Raw genomic sequence first — 16,093 nt, 5'->3', positions numbered from 1 at the left:
ATGTGGGCATGCCCGCAACGAAATGAAGGGTTCGGACAGCTAAGTTGAGCGTAGCAAGCAGCAAACCGTGCGGGCAGTCCGCATTCGTCCTACAACGGTGTCAGAGGGCGGCGGAAATCGAATGCCGCTGGAACGGCGCGCCGCGGACGGAACCCGCGCAACAGGTCATTGCGCGAAATGCGTTGAGTCAGGTCAATCGGCCAACGATGGCCTGGCGTGCGGCCCTGTGTGCTGTCCATACTGGAAACAGCAAGGCGAGCACGCCCGATGCCCCGGGACAATGGTCAATGCCGGGCGGCGTCGCAGCCAAACCATCTATCCAATACGACAGACAACACCATGCCCTTCCGCCTCAGGTTCAGCCCGCACGACATCTACCCCGACGCACTTGAAGCGCGCCTGGCGGAACTCCATGAAATCGCCGCCGCAGTGCAGCGCGCCCAGGAGCGCCGCTGGCGCAAGCATGGCACTCTGCTGCCGCAGGGCGCTGCGTCCCAGGACATTCCGCCTACCCGTCACTGAGCGCGCCTGTTTTCGGCATGCTGATGGCCTCCACGCGCGCCAGGTCGGCGGGCCGGCCGAGACCGGCGGCAACGATGCCGCCACAGGCGTTGGTGCGCGAGATGCGCGCCCGCCGTGACGAGCCATTGGCGGCGCTGGCCGCCGCGGCCTGAACGCGGCAGCCACGGCGACGATCGTCGCCAGACGCGCGCGCCAATTGTGAACAACTGTGATATGCGATTGGCAAGGCGCTGGGGCTACGGAAGAATGGGTAGCTCGATGCGGCGTGGCCAGCGAAGGATTGGGCCGCGGGGCAAGCTCTTCCGACGTAGCCACCATGAAACGACCAACCCGGGATTGTGTACTCGCGCTGATGGCCTGCCTGCGGGATGCTGGCCCCCTGCGCCGCGACCAACTCGCCAGCGCGTGCCGCCTCTCCGCTTCCGAACTCACGCGCGCACTGAAATCCGCCCGGCAGATGGGCATCGTCGAACAGCTTCCGGCCGCTGACGACATGACGCAGGCCGAGCGCCTGTTCGGCCTGACCGGCCGGGCCTTGCCTCCGGCGCGTCGCGTGCCCCCGCGCGACGCCGAAGGCGGTCCGAGCTTCCAGCCTCTGCTGGACGCCTGGGGCATCGCACGGCCCAGCCAGCGCCGGGGCAGCCATCCCCCATGATGGCTACGGCAAGCGTCAATTGAACTGACGAACAGACCGCCAGACCCCGCGCAGGGTCCGGCCTGCCGCCCGGTGCAACGCCGGGCGGGCGGCTCAGCCCACCTTGCCGGCCATCGGCACGGCCGCCACCGCTGGCACGGCCACGCGGATCTCGGCGCCGTGGCAATTCGCGAACTGGTCGCAGCCCGCGCAGGAGGGCTCGGGACAAGGATGAAGGTCCAGCCGTTGGCAGACGCGATGGTAGAAGAACTTCTTCCACTTCATGTCCGCGGTGTTGGCAAGAAAGACTGGCTCGAACGTCTGCCGCAGCAGGCGGGATACATCGTCCCTGCCTGAGAGGCCCATGTCCCGCCAGAGATGGGTGCGGCCGAAGCAGCCGCAGGCAAGCGCGTGCGCGGCCCAGCGGACATGGACGCCATCCGCCCCTTGCGAGCGGCCGTCCCACAGCATTTCCACGATGTCGCCGAACTCGCACGGCAGCATGGCGAGGTCCACCGGCAGCGCGTCGGGCTCCCATCCGGCCGAAGCGGCACCGGGGAACCAGGTGTCGAGCATGCCACGGAACTCTGCAGGCGACAGCCCCAGCCACTGGGCAAAGCGCGGCAAACATCCTGCGGCGGCGCTTTCCAGCACGCCGGACAAGGCTCGCGATACCGGATGGCCCGGATGCACGGCGAAGGCATCCAGCAGAAGCAGCGAATGGTTCATGCAGCGCAATATAGACGCCTATATAACGATGGTCAAGCCGAGCCCGGAACCGCCGCGGGCTCTTGTCGGGTTCGCTGACCTCGACTAGCCTGCTATCGATGTCGATTCCTCGCTGTGCGGCGAACCCCATTTGATGCCAGAACCCTCGACCACCCGATATGGCAAGGCGCAACGGCGCCTGCGGCAGGTCTTTTCCCCCTTGAACCTGGGTGCAGCGGCGTGGCTCATTGCCACCTGGGCGTTCGTGGCGTTTCAACTCGTCAGCGAGCGGGACCGCTTGCTGCATGACGCCGCACAGCGCACCCAGGCCGAGGCTCAGGCGTTCAGCGCGTACTCGAAATCCGGCATCCTGCGGCTGTCCGAGTTTCTCCTCGACCTGCGGGCCAGTTGGCTGGCCGGCCCGCGGGGGTTCACCGACATGGTGCGTGAGCGGGAGAACCTGGTGGTGGACCTCTCGTTCCAGGTGGCGGTGATCGACAAGCATGGCCTGCTCGTCTACTCGTCCATCGCCCCGCCCGCGCCCGGCGAGAAAGTCGACCTGAGCGGGCGCGAGCATTTCCGGGTCCATCAGCAGGCGGGCGGGAGCGACATGCTTTTCATCAGCGACCCGGTGAAGGGCAAGGTCTCGCGCAAGTGGTCGATCCAGTTCACGCGCCCCATCCTGCGCGAGGGCAGCTTCGACGGCGTGATCGTGGTCTCGGTCAGTCCGGAGCAGTTCGCCAGCTTTGCGCAGACGTTCACGAACCGCGACGGCGAAGTGGCGTCGGTCATCAAGAATTCCGGCCAGGTCATCGCGCGTGTGCCAGCCCTGGAGGGTTCGCTGGCCAGGGCAGTCAGCAACAGGCCGTACCTCGCCAGCGACTCGCCGCTGTCCGGCAGCTATCGGGCGGTATCGGGCTCCGAAGGCATGGAGCGGGTCTTCGGCTATTACCGCATGCCGGAATTCGGGCTCAATTTCGTGGTGGGCGAGTCAGTCGGCCTGGTGCTGGCGCCCTACGAGGTCTATCGCCGCATTGCCCTGGCCGGTGCCATGGCTTCCACGCTGCTGCTGGGCCTGCTGTACTACAGCCTGCGCCGCTCCATGGCCGAGCGACGGCGCCATATGGAAGAGATGCGGCTGGCTTCGCTGGTCTATTCGTCCAGCAGCGAAGCCATGGTGGTGACGTCGCTCGATGGCACCATCATCGACGTGAATCCGGCCTTTGCCGCCGCGACCGGCTATTCGGTCGACGAGATCAAGGGACGCTCGGGCTATAGCATCAGCGGCGAAGGCAATGCGGCGGGGCTGGTCGAACGCCTGCGTGCAACCGTGGAGGCCAGGGGCAGATGGAGCGGCGAGCTCTCAATCCGGCGCAAGGACGGCAGCGAGTTTCCTGCCTACCTGACCGTCGATACCTACCTGGCCCATGCGTATGGCGAGCGCCGCCGCGTCGCGCTGATCCATGACATGACCGAGAAGCGCCAGGCGCAGGAAGTCATCCTGCACCAGGCGAATTTCGACGCGCTCACGGATCTGCCCAACCGCCGCCTGTTCTTCGAACGGCTGGAGCAGGAGATCGAGCGTTCGCGCGGCACGCACGATGTGCTGGCGCTGCTGTTCATCGATCTGGATCGCTTCAAGGAGGTGAACGATACCCTCGGCCACGACCAGGGCGACCTGTTGCTGCTGGAGGCAGCGCGGCGCATTGCGGCATCGGTGCGCGCGTCAGATACGGTGGCGCGGCTGGCTGGCGACGAATTCACCGTGATCCTGCCCGCGGTGGGCGATGCCGGCGTTGCCGAGGACATTGCCCAGGCGATCCTGGAGCGAATTGCCGCGCCATACCACCTGGCCGGCGAGCTGGTGGTGGTGTCGGCCAGCATCGGGGTGGCCACCTGCCCCAAGGACGCGGACAACGCCGAGGCCCTGCAGGTGTGCGCCGACCAGGCGATGCTCGCCGCCAAGCAAGAGGGACGCAATCGCTGGAAGGTCTTCACCCCGGCGCTGCTGCAGGCGGAAAAGGAGCGCCTGCGCATCACGCAGGACCTGCGCACGGCGCTGGTGGCCGGGCAGTTCGCGCTGCACTACCAGCCCGTTGTCGAACTGCGCACGGGCAAGGTCTGCAAGGCCGAGGCCCTGATTCGCTGGAACCATCCGACGCGCGGGCCGATCCACCCGGCCGATTTCATTGCCGTTGCTGAGGAATCCGGCCTCATTATCGACATCGGCCGCTGGGTGCTGACCGAAGCGCTGGACCAGCTGGCGCGCTGGCAGCTGCTGCTGGGCAAGGACTTCCAGCTCTCGGTCAACAAATCGCCCATGGAGTTCTGCGCGCCGGCGAACGGGCCCGAGTCCTGGTCCAGCATGATCGAGCGCAGGAACGTGCCGGTGGGCAGCCTGATCATCGAGATCACCGAAAGCTCGCTGATGGAGCAGAACGCCGATGTCATGGACCAGCTCTCGCGCTTCCAGGCGGCCGGCATCGAGATCGCGCTCGACGACTTCGGCACCGGCTACTCGTCCTTGTCCTACCTGCGGCACCTGGACATCGACTACATCAAGATCGACCGGTCCTTTATCCGCTCGTTGACGCGGGGTCCGGACGACGTGGCCTTGTGCCGCGCCATCATCAGCATGGCGCATGCCTTGCGCATCCGCGTGATTGCGGAGGGTATCGAGACCGAGTCGCAGCGTGACATCCTGCTGGCGGCCGGCTGCGACTACGGGCAAGGCCACTTCTTCTGTCCGGCGGTGGACGCCAGCGCGTTCGAGGCCTTCGTAAGCGCCATGGCTTGAGGCCAGCGGCTTCTGGTGACGCTGTACTGTGACTCAGTTGGCCCGGGACAAGGCTTCGCAACCCTATTCGGGCAGGCGGACCTTGGTCACGACGAACTGATCGCCCGGCGCCCGGATCACGTCGCACTGGACCTTGGCCTTGCGCTGGGCGCCGTCGGTGCCTATGTACTCGACATCGGCCACCACGCTGTAGGCGTCTTCGGCGACCTTGCGATAGGTACTGCCATCCCACTTGAAGTGGTCGGGATTCGGCAGCTTTTCCCGCACTGCTTTCCTGCAGGCCACCGGCGCCCCCGGGGCTTCGTCCTTGCCGCGCGGCCGCGGCATTTCGAGATCGGCTGCCAGCGCCGTACCGGCAGCCAGCAACAGGGCTGCCGCCGAAAGCGCCGCACGGATTCGGTGGGACAAGACGAAAGTCATGTGGATTTCCTGGACAGGTGGCAGCGCGACATTCTACGCGCCGGCGCCCCGCCCTGCTGCCATCAGGAAAACCATGCCGGCGGGCTCAGAAGCGCGCCGAGTACTGGAGCAGGAAGAAGTTGATGCCCGGGTTGGGCTCCTTGATGCCGGCGTTCGAATAATGCTGCAGGCGCAGCGCCAGCTCCGAGTCCAGCGCGTCGCCAAAGCGGTAGCCGACGGCCACGCGGTCGCCGAACTGGAATGCCGTGGAGAAGACCTTTTCGTCGGAAAGGTGCGTGCGCGACAGGACATGCATGCCCACGCCGGCCTCGACAAAGACGCCACTGGATCCTGCGCCCTGCAGGCGAAGGATCGGGGTCACGCCAAGATCGCCTAAAGCATGGCCGCCGCCGCCATGCGGATTCCAGACGCCCGCCGACGCTTCCACACCGAGCCGCAAGCGCAACGACTGCGACGACGTGGCCCAGAGGTCTTGCTTCAGGTTCCAGCGGGCTTCCACCCGCGCCATGGCCGCGTCATTGCCAGCCCCCGCGGCCGCGCCCAGCCGCACTGGCTCGAACCACGACCCGGCATGGGACAAGCCGCTCGACAACGCGGCGGTCAGGGCGACGGCAACCAGCGCGAAACGGCGGCTGGGCAGGCAAGGCGATGCAAGGGGGCTAACCATGGCAGTGTGGCGGGGTTGGGACGGGGGATCTGCGGCCGCATCGCGGCGAAGCGGATGCAATGGCCGTGACGCGGCATTATGCGGTTTTCACCACGCCCCCAGAAGCCTCGCCGGCTGCACACTGTGTTCCATTTTTGGAACAACGTGCCGGCTTCATGTACCGCCCTGGACCATGAAGGACGAAAAAAAGCCCTCGCGAGAAGGGCTGGAAATCGGGGGGTGTAGCAAGATGCCACGCCAGAGATTCTAGGGATGTGCCATCGCTGCAAAGCCTCGAATAGTTGTCGCTGTCCTGCCGTATTTAGGCGATTGTGCCCCTTCAGAAGGTCTGCCAGTCATCGTCATCCTGGACGGCACCTTCGGCTCGGGCCGCTCGTGGTGCAGCAGCCGCCTGGCGCGCAAGCGCCGGCGCATGGCTCCGGCTGGCCTCTGCCGCGCCCCTGGCGGGGGCTGGCGGCACGCGCGGCACATGGCCTGCCATGGCCCCGCCCGCGCCCGCCCCGGCAAGCCGGAACACGGAAACGGCATCGGCCATGGCATTGGCCTGCTCTTCCAGCGATTGCGCGGCGGCCGCCGACTGCTGCACCAGCGCGGCGTTCTGCTGGGTACCCGTGTCGATCTGGCTGATGGCCACGTGCACCTGCTCCACGCCCTGGCTCTGCTCGCCGGATGCCACGGAAATCTCGCCCATGATGTCCGAGACCTGCTGGATGGCGCGGATCACCTGCCCCACGGTGTGGCCGACTTCTGCGGCCTGCCGAGATCCGTCCTGGACCATGCCGGCAGAGGATTCGATCAGCTCCTTGATCTCCTTGGCCGCGGCCGACGAGCGCTGTGCCAGCGCGCGCACCTCGCCCGCCACCACGGCGAAACCGCGCCCCTGCTCGCCCGCTCGCGCGGCTTCCACCGCGGCATTCAGCGCCAGGATATTGGTCTGGAACGCGATGCCTTCGATCAGCGTGGTGATGTCCGAAATCCGGTCGGAACTGCCGCTGATGCGAGCCATGGTCTGCACCATGGCCTGCACCGCCGTATTGCCGGCATGCGCCAGGTCGCGGGCATTGCCTGCCAGCGTATTGGCCTGGGCCGCGTTGTCGGCGTTCATGCGGACCGTCTGCGAAATTTCCGTCATGCTGGCCGCGGTTTCCTGCAGCGAAGCCGCTTGCTGCTCCGTGCGCGCCGACAGGTCCATATTGCCGCTGGAGATTTCGCGCGAGGCCACGCGCACGGCTTCGCTCGACACCTGGATGCCGCGCACGGTTTGCGCGAGCTGGCGGCTCATGCGCGCCATCGCATCCAGCAACAGTCCGAACTCGTCGCGCGAACGGATCTCGATCCGCTGGTCGAGGTGTCCCGCGGCAATCTCGTCGGCGATTTCCACGGAACGGCGCAGTTGCCGCGTGATCGTTCGCTGGAGCAGGTAGGACGCCGCCACCGTTACCAGCAGGCCGAGCGCGATCAACACGCCCGTGGTCCAAAGCGCCGTATGCGATTGGGCAAGACTGCTGCGGTTATAGTCCGCGGCCTGTTCGAGATTGACCCCCACGCTGCGCGTGATCAGCTCGCCGACCTTGTCGCCGGCCGCGCCGAGTTCGTTGTCCTGCAGGCGGGCCGCCGCGGCAGCGTCGCCGCTTTCGCGCAGGCGCACCTCCTGCGCGACCAGATCCGCGAAACGGCCCAGCGCGGCGTCGAGCGCGTCGGCGACGTGTCGCTCGTCCCCGGACGTGACCCGGGCGGGATAGTAATCCTGCCAGCCCTTCTGCATCTTCGTGCGATGCGCCTGGACCGACGCCATGTCTTCGCTGGTGGCGCCCTCGGATGTCGCGCGGATTTTCCACAGCAAGCGACGGATATGGAGTTGCGCCACGCGCACCTCCGCCAGCTGGCCGATGGCCACGGTGTTCTGCTCGTAGGCGTTTTGCATGTTCCGGTTCAGGCTGGCGATGGTCTGCAGCGCGAACAGCCCGATGCCCAGCATCAGCGCAATACAGACGCCGAACACCAGGAGGATCCTGAACTTGATCGTATGGATAAACTGACTCATGGCGGATACTTGAATTGCCGGCTGGTTGAACCCCCGATACTCACGGCCCGCCTGCGTGCGCGGGCACGGTGCGCGCCTTGGCGGACATTGCGCGGCGCGGTCTTTCGGGCCTTAACGGCAGCGGGTCGCCCGATGTAATGCCTGGCGCCAGGATCATTGATGCACCGCAAAGGACAACCTTCCGCCCCCAAGATTCGAGTGTCGGCTAGCGAACAGTCTGGCATTGTCGCGGGCATCAAGATTCACGTTACCGTCGTCTGGCGCGCGCCGGGCGTTAGTGGCTCTCACGGAGGCCCGCCATGTTCAGGAAATCCATGCTGACCGGCAAGCTGCAGGCTTGCACGGAACACGCCGCGGAGCCGACCCACGAGTCAGCCGCGCCGGACGCCGTTCCCGACCAGTTTTCGCGCAGCCTGAAGACCCAGGGCGATGCCATGGTGCAGTACGGCGCGCGCCTGCTGGTGCTGCGCGAGTTCCTGGCCGCACTGTGCGCGGGCATGCCGGCGGAACGCCGCGACGGCGTGGAAAGCGCCTTCCGCAGGCGCGTCGACGACCTGCTGTGCATGACCGACGACCGCCAGTTGCCCGAGACCTTCCACACCACGCTGCTGGCCGAGGTCAACTACTACCTGGGCGAGCTGAAGCGGCGCTGACGGGGAGCCACGCGGGATCATCCGGCGCTCCGGATGGTCCGCATCGTGCGCGTACCAGGCCGTCCCACGCATCCCCCTGTTCCCATCCCCCTTTGGAACCGTGGCGATTGGCCGCCTGCACGGCGGCCGCATCAGTGCTAACCTGCCGCCCACTACAAGCCGCCTGCATCCAGCCCCGGATGTAAAGGTGGCGCCGGCGCCATGTCGAACGGGCGCCGGACACACCAGAACCGGCACCCGCTGCCGCCCAGCTGAAGATCGCCATGACCGTCCAATCCGAAACCGGCGGGGCCACCGCATCGGGCACGCGCCCGATCGAGCCGCCGCAGTCCGTCCCCGCCTGGGTGATACCGCTGCTCGCCGCCGCCTGCGGCATCACCGTCGCCAACCTGTACTTCGCCCAGCCGCTGGTGGGGCCGATTGCGACTGCGCTTCGGCTGTCGCCCGGCTCGGCCGGACTGATCGTCACGCTGGTCCAGGCCGGCTACTGCCTCGGGCTGCTGTTGCTGGTGCCGTTGGCCGACCTGGTGGAAAACCGCCGCCTGGTATGCCGGCTGCTGGCCGGCAATGCCGTGGCGCTGGCCGCTGCGGCCTATGCTTCGCATGCGCTTACCTTCCTGCTGGCGGCCTGGCTGATCGGGCTTTGCTCCGTGGCCGTGCAGGTGCTGGTGCCGTTTGCCGCCCACCTTGCGCCCGACCATGCGCGCGGACGCGCGGTGGGCAATGTCACGAGCGGCCTGCTGCTGGGCATCATGCTGGCCCGCCCGATCGCCAGCATCGTGGCCGACCTCTGGGGCTGGCATGCCATCTTTGCCTTGTCGGCCGTGGTCATGGCGCTGTTGTCGTTCATCCTGTCGCGCCGCCTGCCGCAGCGCGCGCCGCCGCCGGGCGTGCACTACACCGAATTGCTGGCTTCCATGTGGCAACTGCTGCGCACGCAACCAGTCCTGCGCCGGCGCGCCGCGTACCAGGCCAGCATGTTTGGCGCTTTCAGCCTGTTCTGGACCACGGTGCCGCTCTACCTTTCCGGGCCAGGCTTCGGCCTGACGCAGCGCGGCATTGCGCTGTTCGCACTGGCCGGCGTGGCGGGTGCCATCGCCGCCCCCATCGCCGGGCGGCTGGCGGACCGCGGTCGCGGGCGGCGCATGACGGCCCTTGCCTTGCTGCTTGGCGCGGGATCGTTCCTGCTCGGGCTGGCCGGCACGCCTGGATCGATGTTTGCACTGGCCATGCTGACCGTCGCCGCCATCGTGCTGGACTTTGGTGTCTCGGCCAGCCTGGTGGTCAGCCAACGGGCAATTTTCTCGCTGAGCGCCGAGCACCGCGGCCGGCTGAACGGCGTGTTCATGGCCATGTTCTTCGTCGGCGGCGCGCTGGGCTCGGCAATTGGCGGCTGGGCGTATGCGCACGGCGGCTGGCCGCTGGCCAGTGGCATCGGTGTCGCGCTGCCGATCCTGGCCTTGCTGTACTTCGCCACCGAACGGCCCTGAACGGGCGCCTTCCGGGAATGACCTGACACTCCGTATTTGCCCGAATCAAAAGTCTCGCGCCGGCCTGCCGTTATTGTTCCTGCCTGACCGTCGTCCCCGGGCCAGGCAACCACTTCCCGGAAAGCCAGCCATGTCATTTGTCACCAAGAGCGTCGAGATCGAATATCGCCAGAAGGGCCGCAAGCCGGTCATCACCACCACGGAAGCCGTCGCGTTGTCCGAGCGCCATGCGGAGGACCCGAAGGCCATCCTGGCCACGCTGCGGCTGCTGCATCCCCAATGGGAAGACATCAAGGTGATTTCGGTGTCGTAACACACGGGCAAGCAGCCAAAGAAAAAGGCGCTTCGCGTAACCTGCGAAGCGCCTTTTTTCCGATCATCGCGACCGCATCACGGCATGACCGCGTCAGACCGGCACATCGCGGGTCGGGTCCGTCTTGCGGTCGTCGAACCAGCGGTACAACGTCGGCACCATCACCAGCGTCAGCAACGTCGACGTGATCAATCCGCCGATCACCACCACCGCCAGCGGGCGCTGCACTTCCGAGCCGGGGCCGGTCGAGAACAGGAACGGCACCAGGCCGAGCATGGCGATGGTCGCCGTCATCATCACCGGCCGGAAACGCTGGGTCGCGCCCTGCACCACCGCCTCATGCAAGGACAGTCCAGAATCGCGCAGCGTGCGGATGTACGACACCAGCACCACGCCATTGAGCACCGCCATGCCCCACAGCGCGATAAAGCCCACCGACGCCGGCACCGACAGGTATTCGCCCGTGACGAACAGCCCGATGATGCCGCCGATCGACGCGAACGGCAGCACCGTAATGATCAGCGTGGCAAAACGCAGCGAGTTGAACAGCAGGAACAGCAGGAAGAAGATCGCCGCGATGGTCACCGGCACGATGATCTTCAGGTGGCCCATGGCGCGTTCCATGTTCTGGAACTGGCCGCCCCACTCGAGGTAATAGCCTTCCGGCAGCTTGACCTTGGCGCCGGCGGCCTGCTGGAGTTCGGCCACGAAGCCGCCGAGGTCGCGATCCTTCACGTTGATCATCACCACCACGCGGCGCTTGGCCATTTCGCGGCTGATCTGCGCGGGGCCGTCGTTGACCTCGATCTTCGCCACGCTCTGCAGCGGCACCTGGATACCGTTGGGCGTCGACACCAGCAACTGGCGGATCGCCTGCACATTGCCACGGAACTCCTCGGGCAGGCGCACGGCCGCGGCAAAGCGGCGTTCGCCTTCGAAGATGTCCGTGGCGCGCTTGCCGCCGATCGAGATCTCGATGATGTCGTGGATGTCCGACACATTGAGCCCGTAGCGCGCAATCGCCTGGCGGTCGATCTCGATCGACAGATACTGCTGCCCCGACACGCGCTCGATGCGGATGTCCTGCGATCCCTGAATGCCGCCGGCGACCCGCGCGATCTCGCCCGCGAGTTCGCGCAGCTTGTCGAGGTCGTCGCCGAACACCTTCACCGCCACGTCCGAACGCACGCCGCTGACCATCTCGTCGACGCGGTCCGAAATCGGTTGCGCCATCACGATCTGCACGCCAGGGATGGCCTTGAGCTTCTCGCGGATGGCGTTGGCGATGTCATCCTGCGTCCAGCCATCGGGCCACTCGTCGCGGTCCTTGAGGCTGGCGATCGGCGTCGATTCGTTCTGGCCCTGCGGGTCGGCCGGGCTTTCGCCGCGGCCCACGCCCGACACCACCGACTTCACGCCGGGCACGCTCAGCACCAGCTTGTTGGCCTCTTTCTCCAGCTTGATCGACTCTTCCAGCGAGATATTCGGCACGCGGTCGATGGCCGGCACGATCGAGCCTTCCTTCATTTCCGGGATGAAGGACGTGCCCAGCAGCGGCACGATGGCCAGCGTCAGCATAAAGGCACCTACTGCGCCAATCACCGTCTTGCGGCTGTTGCTCAGCGCCCAGTGCAGCATGCGCAGGTAGTGCCGCTTCATGAAGGCGATGAGCTTCGTGTCATGCTCCGCGCCGCCCTTGAGCAGGTACGAACTCAGCACCGGCGACAACGTCAGCGACAGGAACAGCGAGATCGCCAGCGCGATCGAGATCGTGAACGCCAGCGGCGCGAACATCTTGCCTTCCATGCCCGACAGCGTCATCAGCGGCAGGAACACCAGGATGATGATGCCCACGCCGACGATCACGGGCGTGGCCACTTCCTGCACGGCCTTCACCAGGATCTGCGTCTTGGTCAGCCCCGGCTCCTTGTGGCCCAGCCGCTCGAACGCGTTCTCGACCACCACCACCGAGCCGTCCACCATCAGGCCGATCGCGATGGCGAGCCCCCCCAGCGACATCAAATTGGCCGAAAGCCCCATCCGGTTCATGACGATGAAGGTCAGCAACGGCGTCAACACCAGCGTGGCGAGCACGATGACCGACGACCGCACGTCCCCGAGGAACAGGAACAGCACGATCACGACCAGCACCACGCCTTCCAGCAGCACCTTGGTCACCGTCCACAGCGCGGCATCGACCAGTTCGCTGCGGTCGTAGTACGGCACGATCTGCAGCTTGCCGGGCAGCATGCCCTTGGCGTTGATCTCCGTGACGCGCGCCTTCACGCGGCTGACCACTTCCTTGGCATTGCCGCCACGCATCATCATGACGATGCCGCCGACCGCCTCGGTCTGGCCGTTCTTCACGAGCGCGCCCTGGCGCACCTCATGGCTGATGGTGACGGTGGCGACGTCGCGCAGGTAGACCGGCGTGCCGGCGACTTCCTTCAGCACGATGCTGCCAAGATCGTCCACGCCCTTGGCCAAACCCACGCCGCGGATCAGGTACTGCTCGGCGTAGTGCGGCAGCACGCCGCCACCGGAGTTCGCGTTGTTGCGAGCCAGAGCCTGGTAGACCTGCTGGATCGAGACATCGTAGTGGCGCATGCGCTCCGGGTTGACCAGCGCCTGGTACTGGCGCACGTAGCCGCCCTGCGAGTTGATCTCCGCCACGCCGGGGATCGACCGCAGCAGCGGGCGCACCACCCAGTCCTGCGCGATGCGGCGCTCGGCCAGTTCTTCCTGCGTCAGCTCGCGGTTGCCGTCGTCGGACCGGTCCAGCGTGTACTGGTAGACCTCGCCAAGGCCGGTCGAGACCGGACCGAGCACCGGCGTCACGCCTTCGGGCATGCGCCCGGATACCTCGATCAGGCGCTCCATGACGAGCTGCCGCGCGAAGTAGACGTCCGTAGCATCGGTAAACACGAGCGTGATCAGCGACAGGCCGGCCTTGTTCAGCGAGCGCATCTCTTCCAGCCCGGGCAGGCCGGTCATGGCCATCTCCACCGGCACTGTGACAAAGCGCTCCACCTCTTCGGGCGAACGCCCCGTCGCTTCGGTGGCGATCTGCACCTGCACGTTGGTCACGTCCGGGAACGCGTCGACCGACAGCCTGGTGGCCGCGCGCAGGCCAAAAAAGAACAGCACCACGGCCAGCACGCATACCACCAGCCGCTGCTTGATGGCCGCTTCAACTAGGGATTTCATCATGGTGCTCAGCCCTGTTCGAGACGCTTGCGCTCGTTGTCGAGATGGAATGCGCCATCCACCACGACACGGTCGCCGGCCTTGACGCCATTGAGCACCACGCGCATGCCGTCGCTCTCCGCGCCCAGCTTGACGCGCGTCTGGCGGAACTGTCCGTCCGCCATCTCGACGTAGACCAGTTCGTCATTGCCTTCGCGTACCACCGCCGACGCCGGCACCACCAGTTGATCGACCGGCTTGCTTGCGATCAGCATGCTGGCGAGCATGGCCGGCTTAAGACGACCCTCGCGATTGTCGAGTTCCGTGCGGACCAGCACCGTGCGCGATTGCGGATTCACCGTGCGGCCCACATAGATCAGCTTGCCCGTAATGGTCTGTGCGCCCTTGCCGTTGGCCAGTGACGGCACCTCGATCTCCACGCTCTGCCCTTCGGCCACCTGCGCGGCCTGCTGCTCGGGCACTTCGGCCACCACCCACACGCGCGACAGGTCCGCCACGGTGTAGAGCGCATCGGCCGGCTGCACGACCTGGCCCTGCGCCACGTTGCGTTCCACCACCGTGCCGCTGATGCTCGAATACACAGGGGAATGCGAGTTGATGCTGCCGTTCTTGGCCAGCTCGGCAATGCCCGCCGGCGACATGCCCAGCACGCGCAGCTGGTCGCGGTAAGCGCGCATCTCGGCCGAGGCAATCGACAGCTCGCTCTGGCGGCGCTGCAGTTCACCGCGGCCAATCACGTCGGCGGCATACAGTTGCTGGGCGCGCTCGGCATTGCGGGCCTGCAGTTCGTGCTGCGCCTCGCTCTTCAGGAAGGCCATCTGCGCGGCGCCCAGTTCGGTGCTGTGCAGGCGGGCCAGCACCTGGCCGGCCTTGACCTCCTCGCCCAGGGCTGCGTACAGGTCGGTCACGCGCCCCGTCACGCTGGCGCCGACGCGGGACACGCGCTGCTCGTCGAAATCGATGCGGCCGGCCACGCGCAGCATCTCGCTGAACGGGGACGTGGCAAGGGGCGCCACCTTCAGCGTCTTCATCAGGTTGGCTTCGGGCTTGACCACGCCGGGTGGCAGCCTGGGCGCCTCGGTGGCCTGCACAGGCTCCTTCGAGCAGCCCGCCAGGGCAAACACCATGACGGCGACGGCCGTCAGCGAAAGCAGGGAATTGGGACGCATGGTTATCGGTTCTGGATGGTGGAGGACGGCTGGCCCGCGGGCGTGGTGCCCGGCGCCGTCGACATGAGCTTTTCGATCTGGATGGCGGCGACCTGCAGGTCGAACTGGGCGGCGATCAGGTCATTGCGCGCGCCGCGCAGCACGCGCTGCGCGTCCAGGTAGTCGAGAATGCCGCGCTCGCCGAAGCGGTACGCCGACTCGGCCACGTTGAGCGCGGACTCGGCCTCGCGCACGATGCCGGACTCCAGCGCGGTCACCTGCGACTGGGTGATCTCGTACTGGCGGTAGGCGGTCTCCAGTTCCTGCGCCAGCTCGAATTCGCGCGCTTCCAGCGCGCTGCGGGCCTGCGTGGCCTGGGCCGTGGCCTCGCCCACCGGACCGCTGCGGCGGTCCCACAGAGGAATGGTCAGCACCAGGCCGATCTGCGAGACGTTGTTGTCCGGCTGACGGTCCGTACTCGCGCGCACGGCCACTTCCGGCCAGCGCAGCGAGCGCTGGTAATCGACGCCCAGGCGCGCGCGCTCCAGTTCCATGCGGCGCTGGTTCAGTTCGGCATTGCTCGCGCTCAGGGTGCCGCGCAGCTGCGGCAGCGGCGGCACCTCGGGCGCGTGGCCCAGGTTGCCGTCCAGCCCGAACTGAGCGGGCATCGCGCCGCCAACCTGCTGGCGCAGCGCGGCCTTGGCCTGGTTCACGCGCAGCTCGGCGGTCTGCTGGCTCTTCTGCGCGGCCAGCAGTTCGGTTTCGGCCTTGATCAGTTCATAGCGCGGCGCCTCGCCCACCTCCACGCGCAAACGCGCGCGCGAATGGATCTGGCGCGTCATGGCCAGGTCTTCGGAAGCGGCCTGCAGCTCGCTCTCGCGGCGCAGCACTTCGAAGTAGGCCGTCTTCACGCGCGCGGCAAGCTCGGCGCGGAATCCCTGGCGCAGCGCCTGCGATGCTTCCAGGCCGCGCGAGGCCATGTCCTCGCGGAGGCTGCGCTGGTGCGGGTAGTCCAGCTTCTGGGTGATGGCGTAGGTCGGCGCATTGCCGCTGGTAACGCCAGGCTGCTTGCCTTGCAGGCGGCCATACATCACCTCGACCTGCGGGTTCGGATAGGCGCGTGCGCTTGTGATGGCGGCATTGGCGGCATCGACGTTGGCCTGCGCGGCCTCGACGCCCTTGTTGGTGGATTGCGCCATGCCCAGCAGATCGTTCAGGCCGTAGGACGGGCCGGCGGGGACGGCGGACGGCGCGGGCGCGGGGTTGCTGGCGGCGAGGACGACGGCGGCCGGCGGGCGCAGGTCGTCGCTGGCCTGCGCCGGCGCGGCGGCGAACGCCACCAGCGACAGCGACGCGATCAGGGTCAGCTTGGTGTTTGTCATTGAGTCTGGAAAGCAAGCGATACGGCTGCCCGCGCCACGCCGCGACCCCGCCCTCGCGCACGCAATGCGAAAAAGGCGGATGACCGCAACGGATTCAGCCGGCTAGCG

General features: G+C 66.8%; 13 protein-coding genes. 6 read left to right on the top strand and 7 right to left on the bottom strand.

All coding sequences use genetic code 11. The features are described 5' to 3' along the window. Positions 1 to 339: 339 nt before the first annotated feature. Together AC3FKG_RS22405 and AC3FKG_RS22400 are read left to right on the top strand one after the other, a co-directional pair. Entirely contained in the window at positions 340 to 522 is a 183-nt protein-coding gene (locus tag AC3FKG_RS22405; RefSeq protein WP_483711887.1) for a hypothetical protein, read from the top strand. Between the two features lie 316 nt (positions 523 to 838). Further along, positions 839 to 1,177 carry a hypothetical protein gene (locus tag AC3FKG_RS22400; protein WP_483711888.1) on the top strand — a complete coding sequence of 113 codons (339 nt, stop codon included), beginning with the start codon at positions 839 to 841 and terminating at the stop codon, positions 1,175 to 1,177. A 93-nt stretch (positions 1,178 to 1,270) separates the two neighbouring features. Here the strand turns inward: AC3FKG_RS22400 and AC3FKG_RS22395 are convergent, their stop codons facing one another. Then, a complete protein-coding gene (locus tag AC3FKG_RS22395) occupies positions 1,271 to 1,885 on the bottom strand; it encodes a nitrogen fixation protein NifQ (protein WP_483711889.1) in 615 nt (204 codons plus the stop codon). 133 nt (positions 1,886 to 2,018) lie between these two features. On the opposite strand from AC3FKG_RS22395, the gene AC3FKG_RS22390 reads away from it, so the two are divergent. Continuing rightward, positions 2,019 to 4,661 (top strand): bifunctional diguanylate cyclase/phosphodiesterase, encoded by a 2,643-nt coding sequence (locus AC3FKG_RS22390; RefSeq protein ID WP_483711890.1) that lies wholly within the window; start codon positions 2,019 to 2,021, stop codon positions 4,659 to 4,661. Positions 4,662 to 4,724: 63 nt separating this feature from the next. On the opposite strand, the gene AC3FKG_RS22385 is transcribed toward AC3FKG_RS22390, so the two are convergent. The 3 genes from AC3FKG_RS22385 to AC3FKG_RS22375 all read right to left on the bottom strand — a co-directional run bounded on the left by AC3FKG_RS22385 (position 4,725) and on the right by AC3FKG_RS22375 (position 7,792). Further along, the gene (locus AC3FKG_RS22385) at positions 4,725 to 5,081 is read right to left on the bottom strand and encodes a DUF2880 domain-containing protein (RefSeq protein ID WP_483711891.1); all 357 of its coding nucleotides are present in this window, start codon (positions 5,079 to 5,081) and stop codon (positions 4,725 to 4,727) included. 85 nt (positions 5,082 to 5,166) lie between these two features. Then, positions 5,167 to 5,748, bottom strand: a complete 582-nt coding sequence (locus tag AC3FKG_RS22380; RefSeq protein WP_483711892.1) for an acyloxyacyl hydrolase — start codon at positions 5,746 to 5,748, stop codon at positions 5,167 to 5,169. A gap of 319 nt (positions 5,749 to 6,067) precedes the next feature. After that, on the bottom strand, positions 6,068 to 7,792 hold the full coding sequence (locus AC3FKG_RS22375; RefSeq protein WP_488744153.1) for a methyl-accepting chemotaxis protein: 1,725 nt from the start codon (positions 7,790 to 7,792) through the stop codon (positions 6,068 to 6,070). Positions 7,793 to 8,091: 299 nt separating this feature from the next. On the opposite strand from AC3FKG_RS22375, the gene AC3FKG_RS22370 reads away from it, so the two are divergent. The 3 genes from AC3FKG_RS22370 (at position 8,092) to AC3FKG_RS22360 (ending at position 10,248) form a co-directional block, all read left to right on the top strand. Further along, complete coding sequence (locus AC3FKG_RS22370) at positions 8,092 to 8,445, top strand: hypothetical protein (protein ID WP_483711894.1); 354 nt, start codon at positions 8,092 to 8,094, stop codon at positions 8,443 to 8,445. A 263-nt stretch (positions 8,446 to 8,708) separates the two neighbouring features. Further along, the gene (locus AC3FKG_RS22365; RefSeq protein WP_488744152.1) at positions 8,709 to 9,935 is read left to right on the top strand and encodes an MFS transporter; all 1,227 of its coding nucleotides are present in this window, start codon (positions 8,709 to 8,711) and stop codon (positions 9,933 to 9,935) included. Between the two features lie 130 nt (positions 9,936 to 10,065). Next, complete coding sequence (locus AC3FKG_RS22360; protein WP_483711896.1) at positions 10,066 to 10,248, top strand: hypothetical protein; 183 nt, start codon at positions 10,066 to 10,068, stop codon at positions 10,246 to 10,248. A gap of 93 nt (positions 10,249 to 10,341) precedes the next feature. Here the strand turns inward: AC3FKG_RS22360 and AC3FKG_RS22355 are convergent, their stop codons facing one another. The 3 genes from AC3FKG_RS22355 to AC3FKG_RS22345 are packed head-to-tail and all read right to left on the bottom strand — an operon-like array spanning position 10,342 to position 15,985. Beyond that, positions 10,342 to 13,458, bottom strand: a complete 3,117-nt coding sequence (locus AC3FKG_RS22355) for an efflux RND transporter permease subunit (protein ID WP_488744151.1) — start codon at positions 13,456 to 13,458, stop codon at positions 10,342 to 10,344. A 5-nt stretch (positions 13,459 to 13,463) separates the two neighbouring features. Further along, entirely contained in the window at positions 13,464 to 14,624 is a 1,161-nt protein-coding gene (locus AC3FKG_RS22350) for an efflux RND transporter periplasmic adaptor subunit (RefSeq protein ID WP_488744150.1), read from the bottom strand. A 2-nt stretch (positions 14,625 to 14,626) separates the two neighbouring features. Continuing rightward, positions 14,627 to 15,985, bottom strand: a complete 1,359-nt coding sequence (locus tag AC3FKG_RS22345; protein ID WP_483711899.1) for a TolC family protein — start codon at positions 15,983 to 15,985, stop codon at positions 14,627 to 14,629. Positions 15,986 to 16,093 lie beyond the last annotated feature (108 nt).

It is taken from the genome of Cupriavidus sp. 22TCCZM04-2 (genome assembly GCF_057798895.1).
This window is presented reverse-complemented; position numbering and strand designations above follow the sequence as displayed.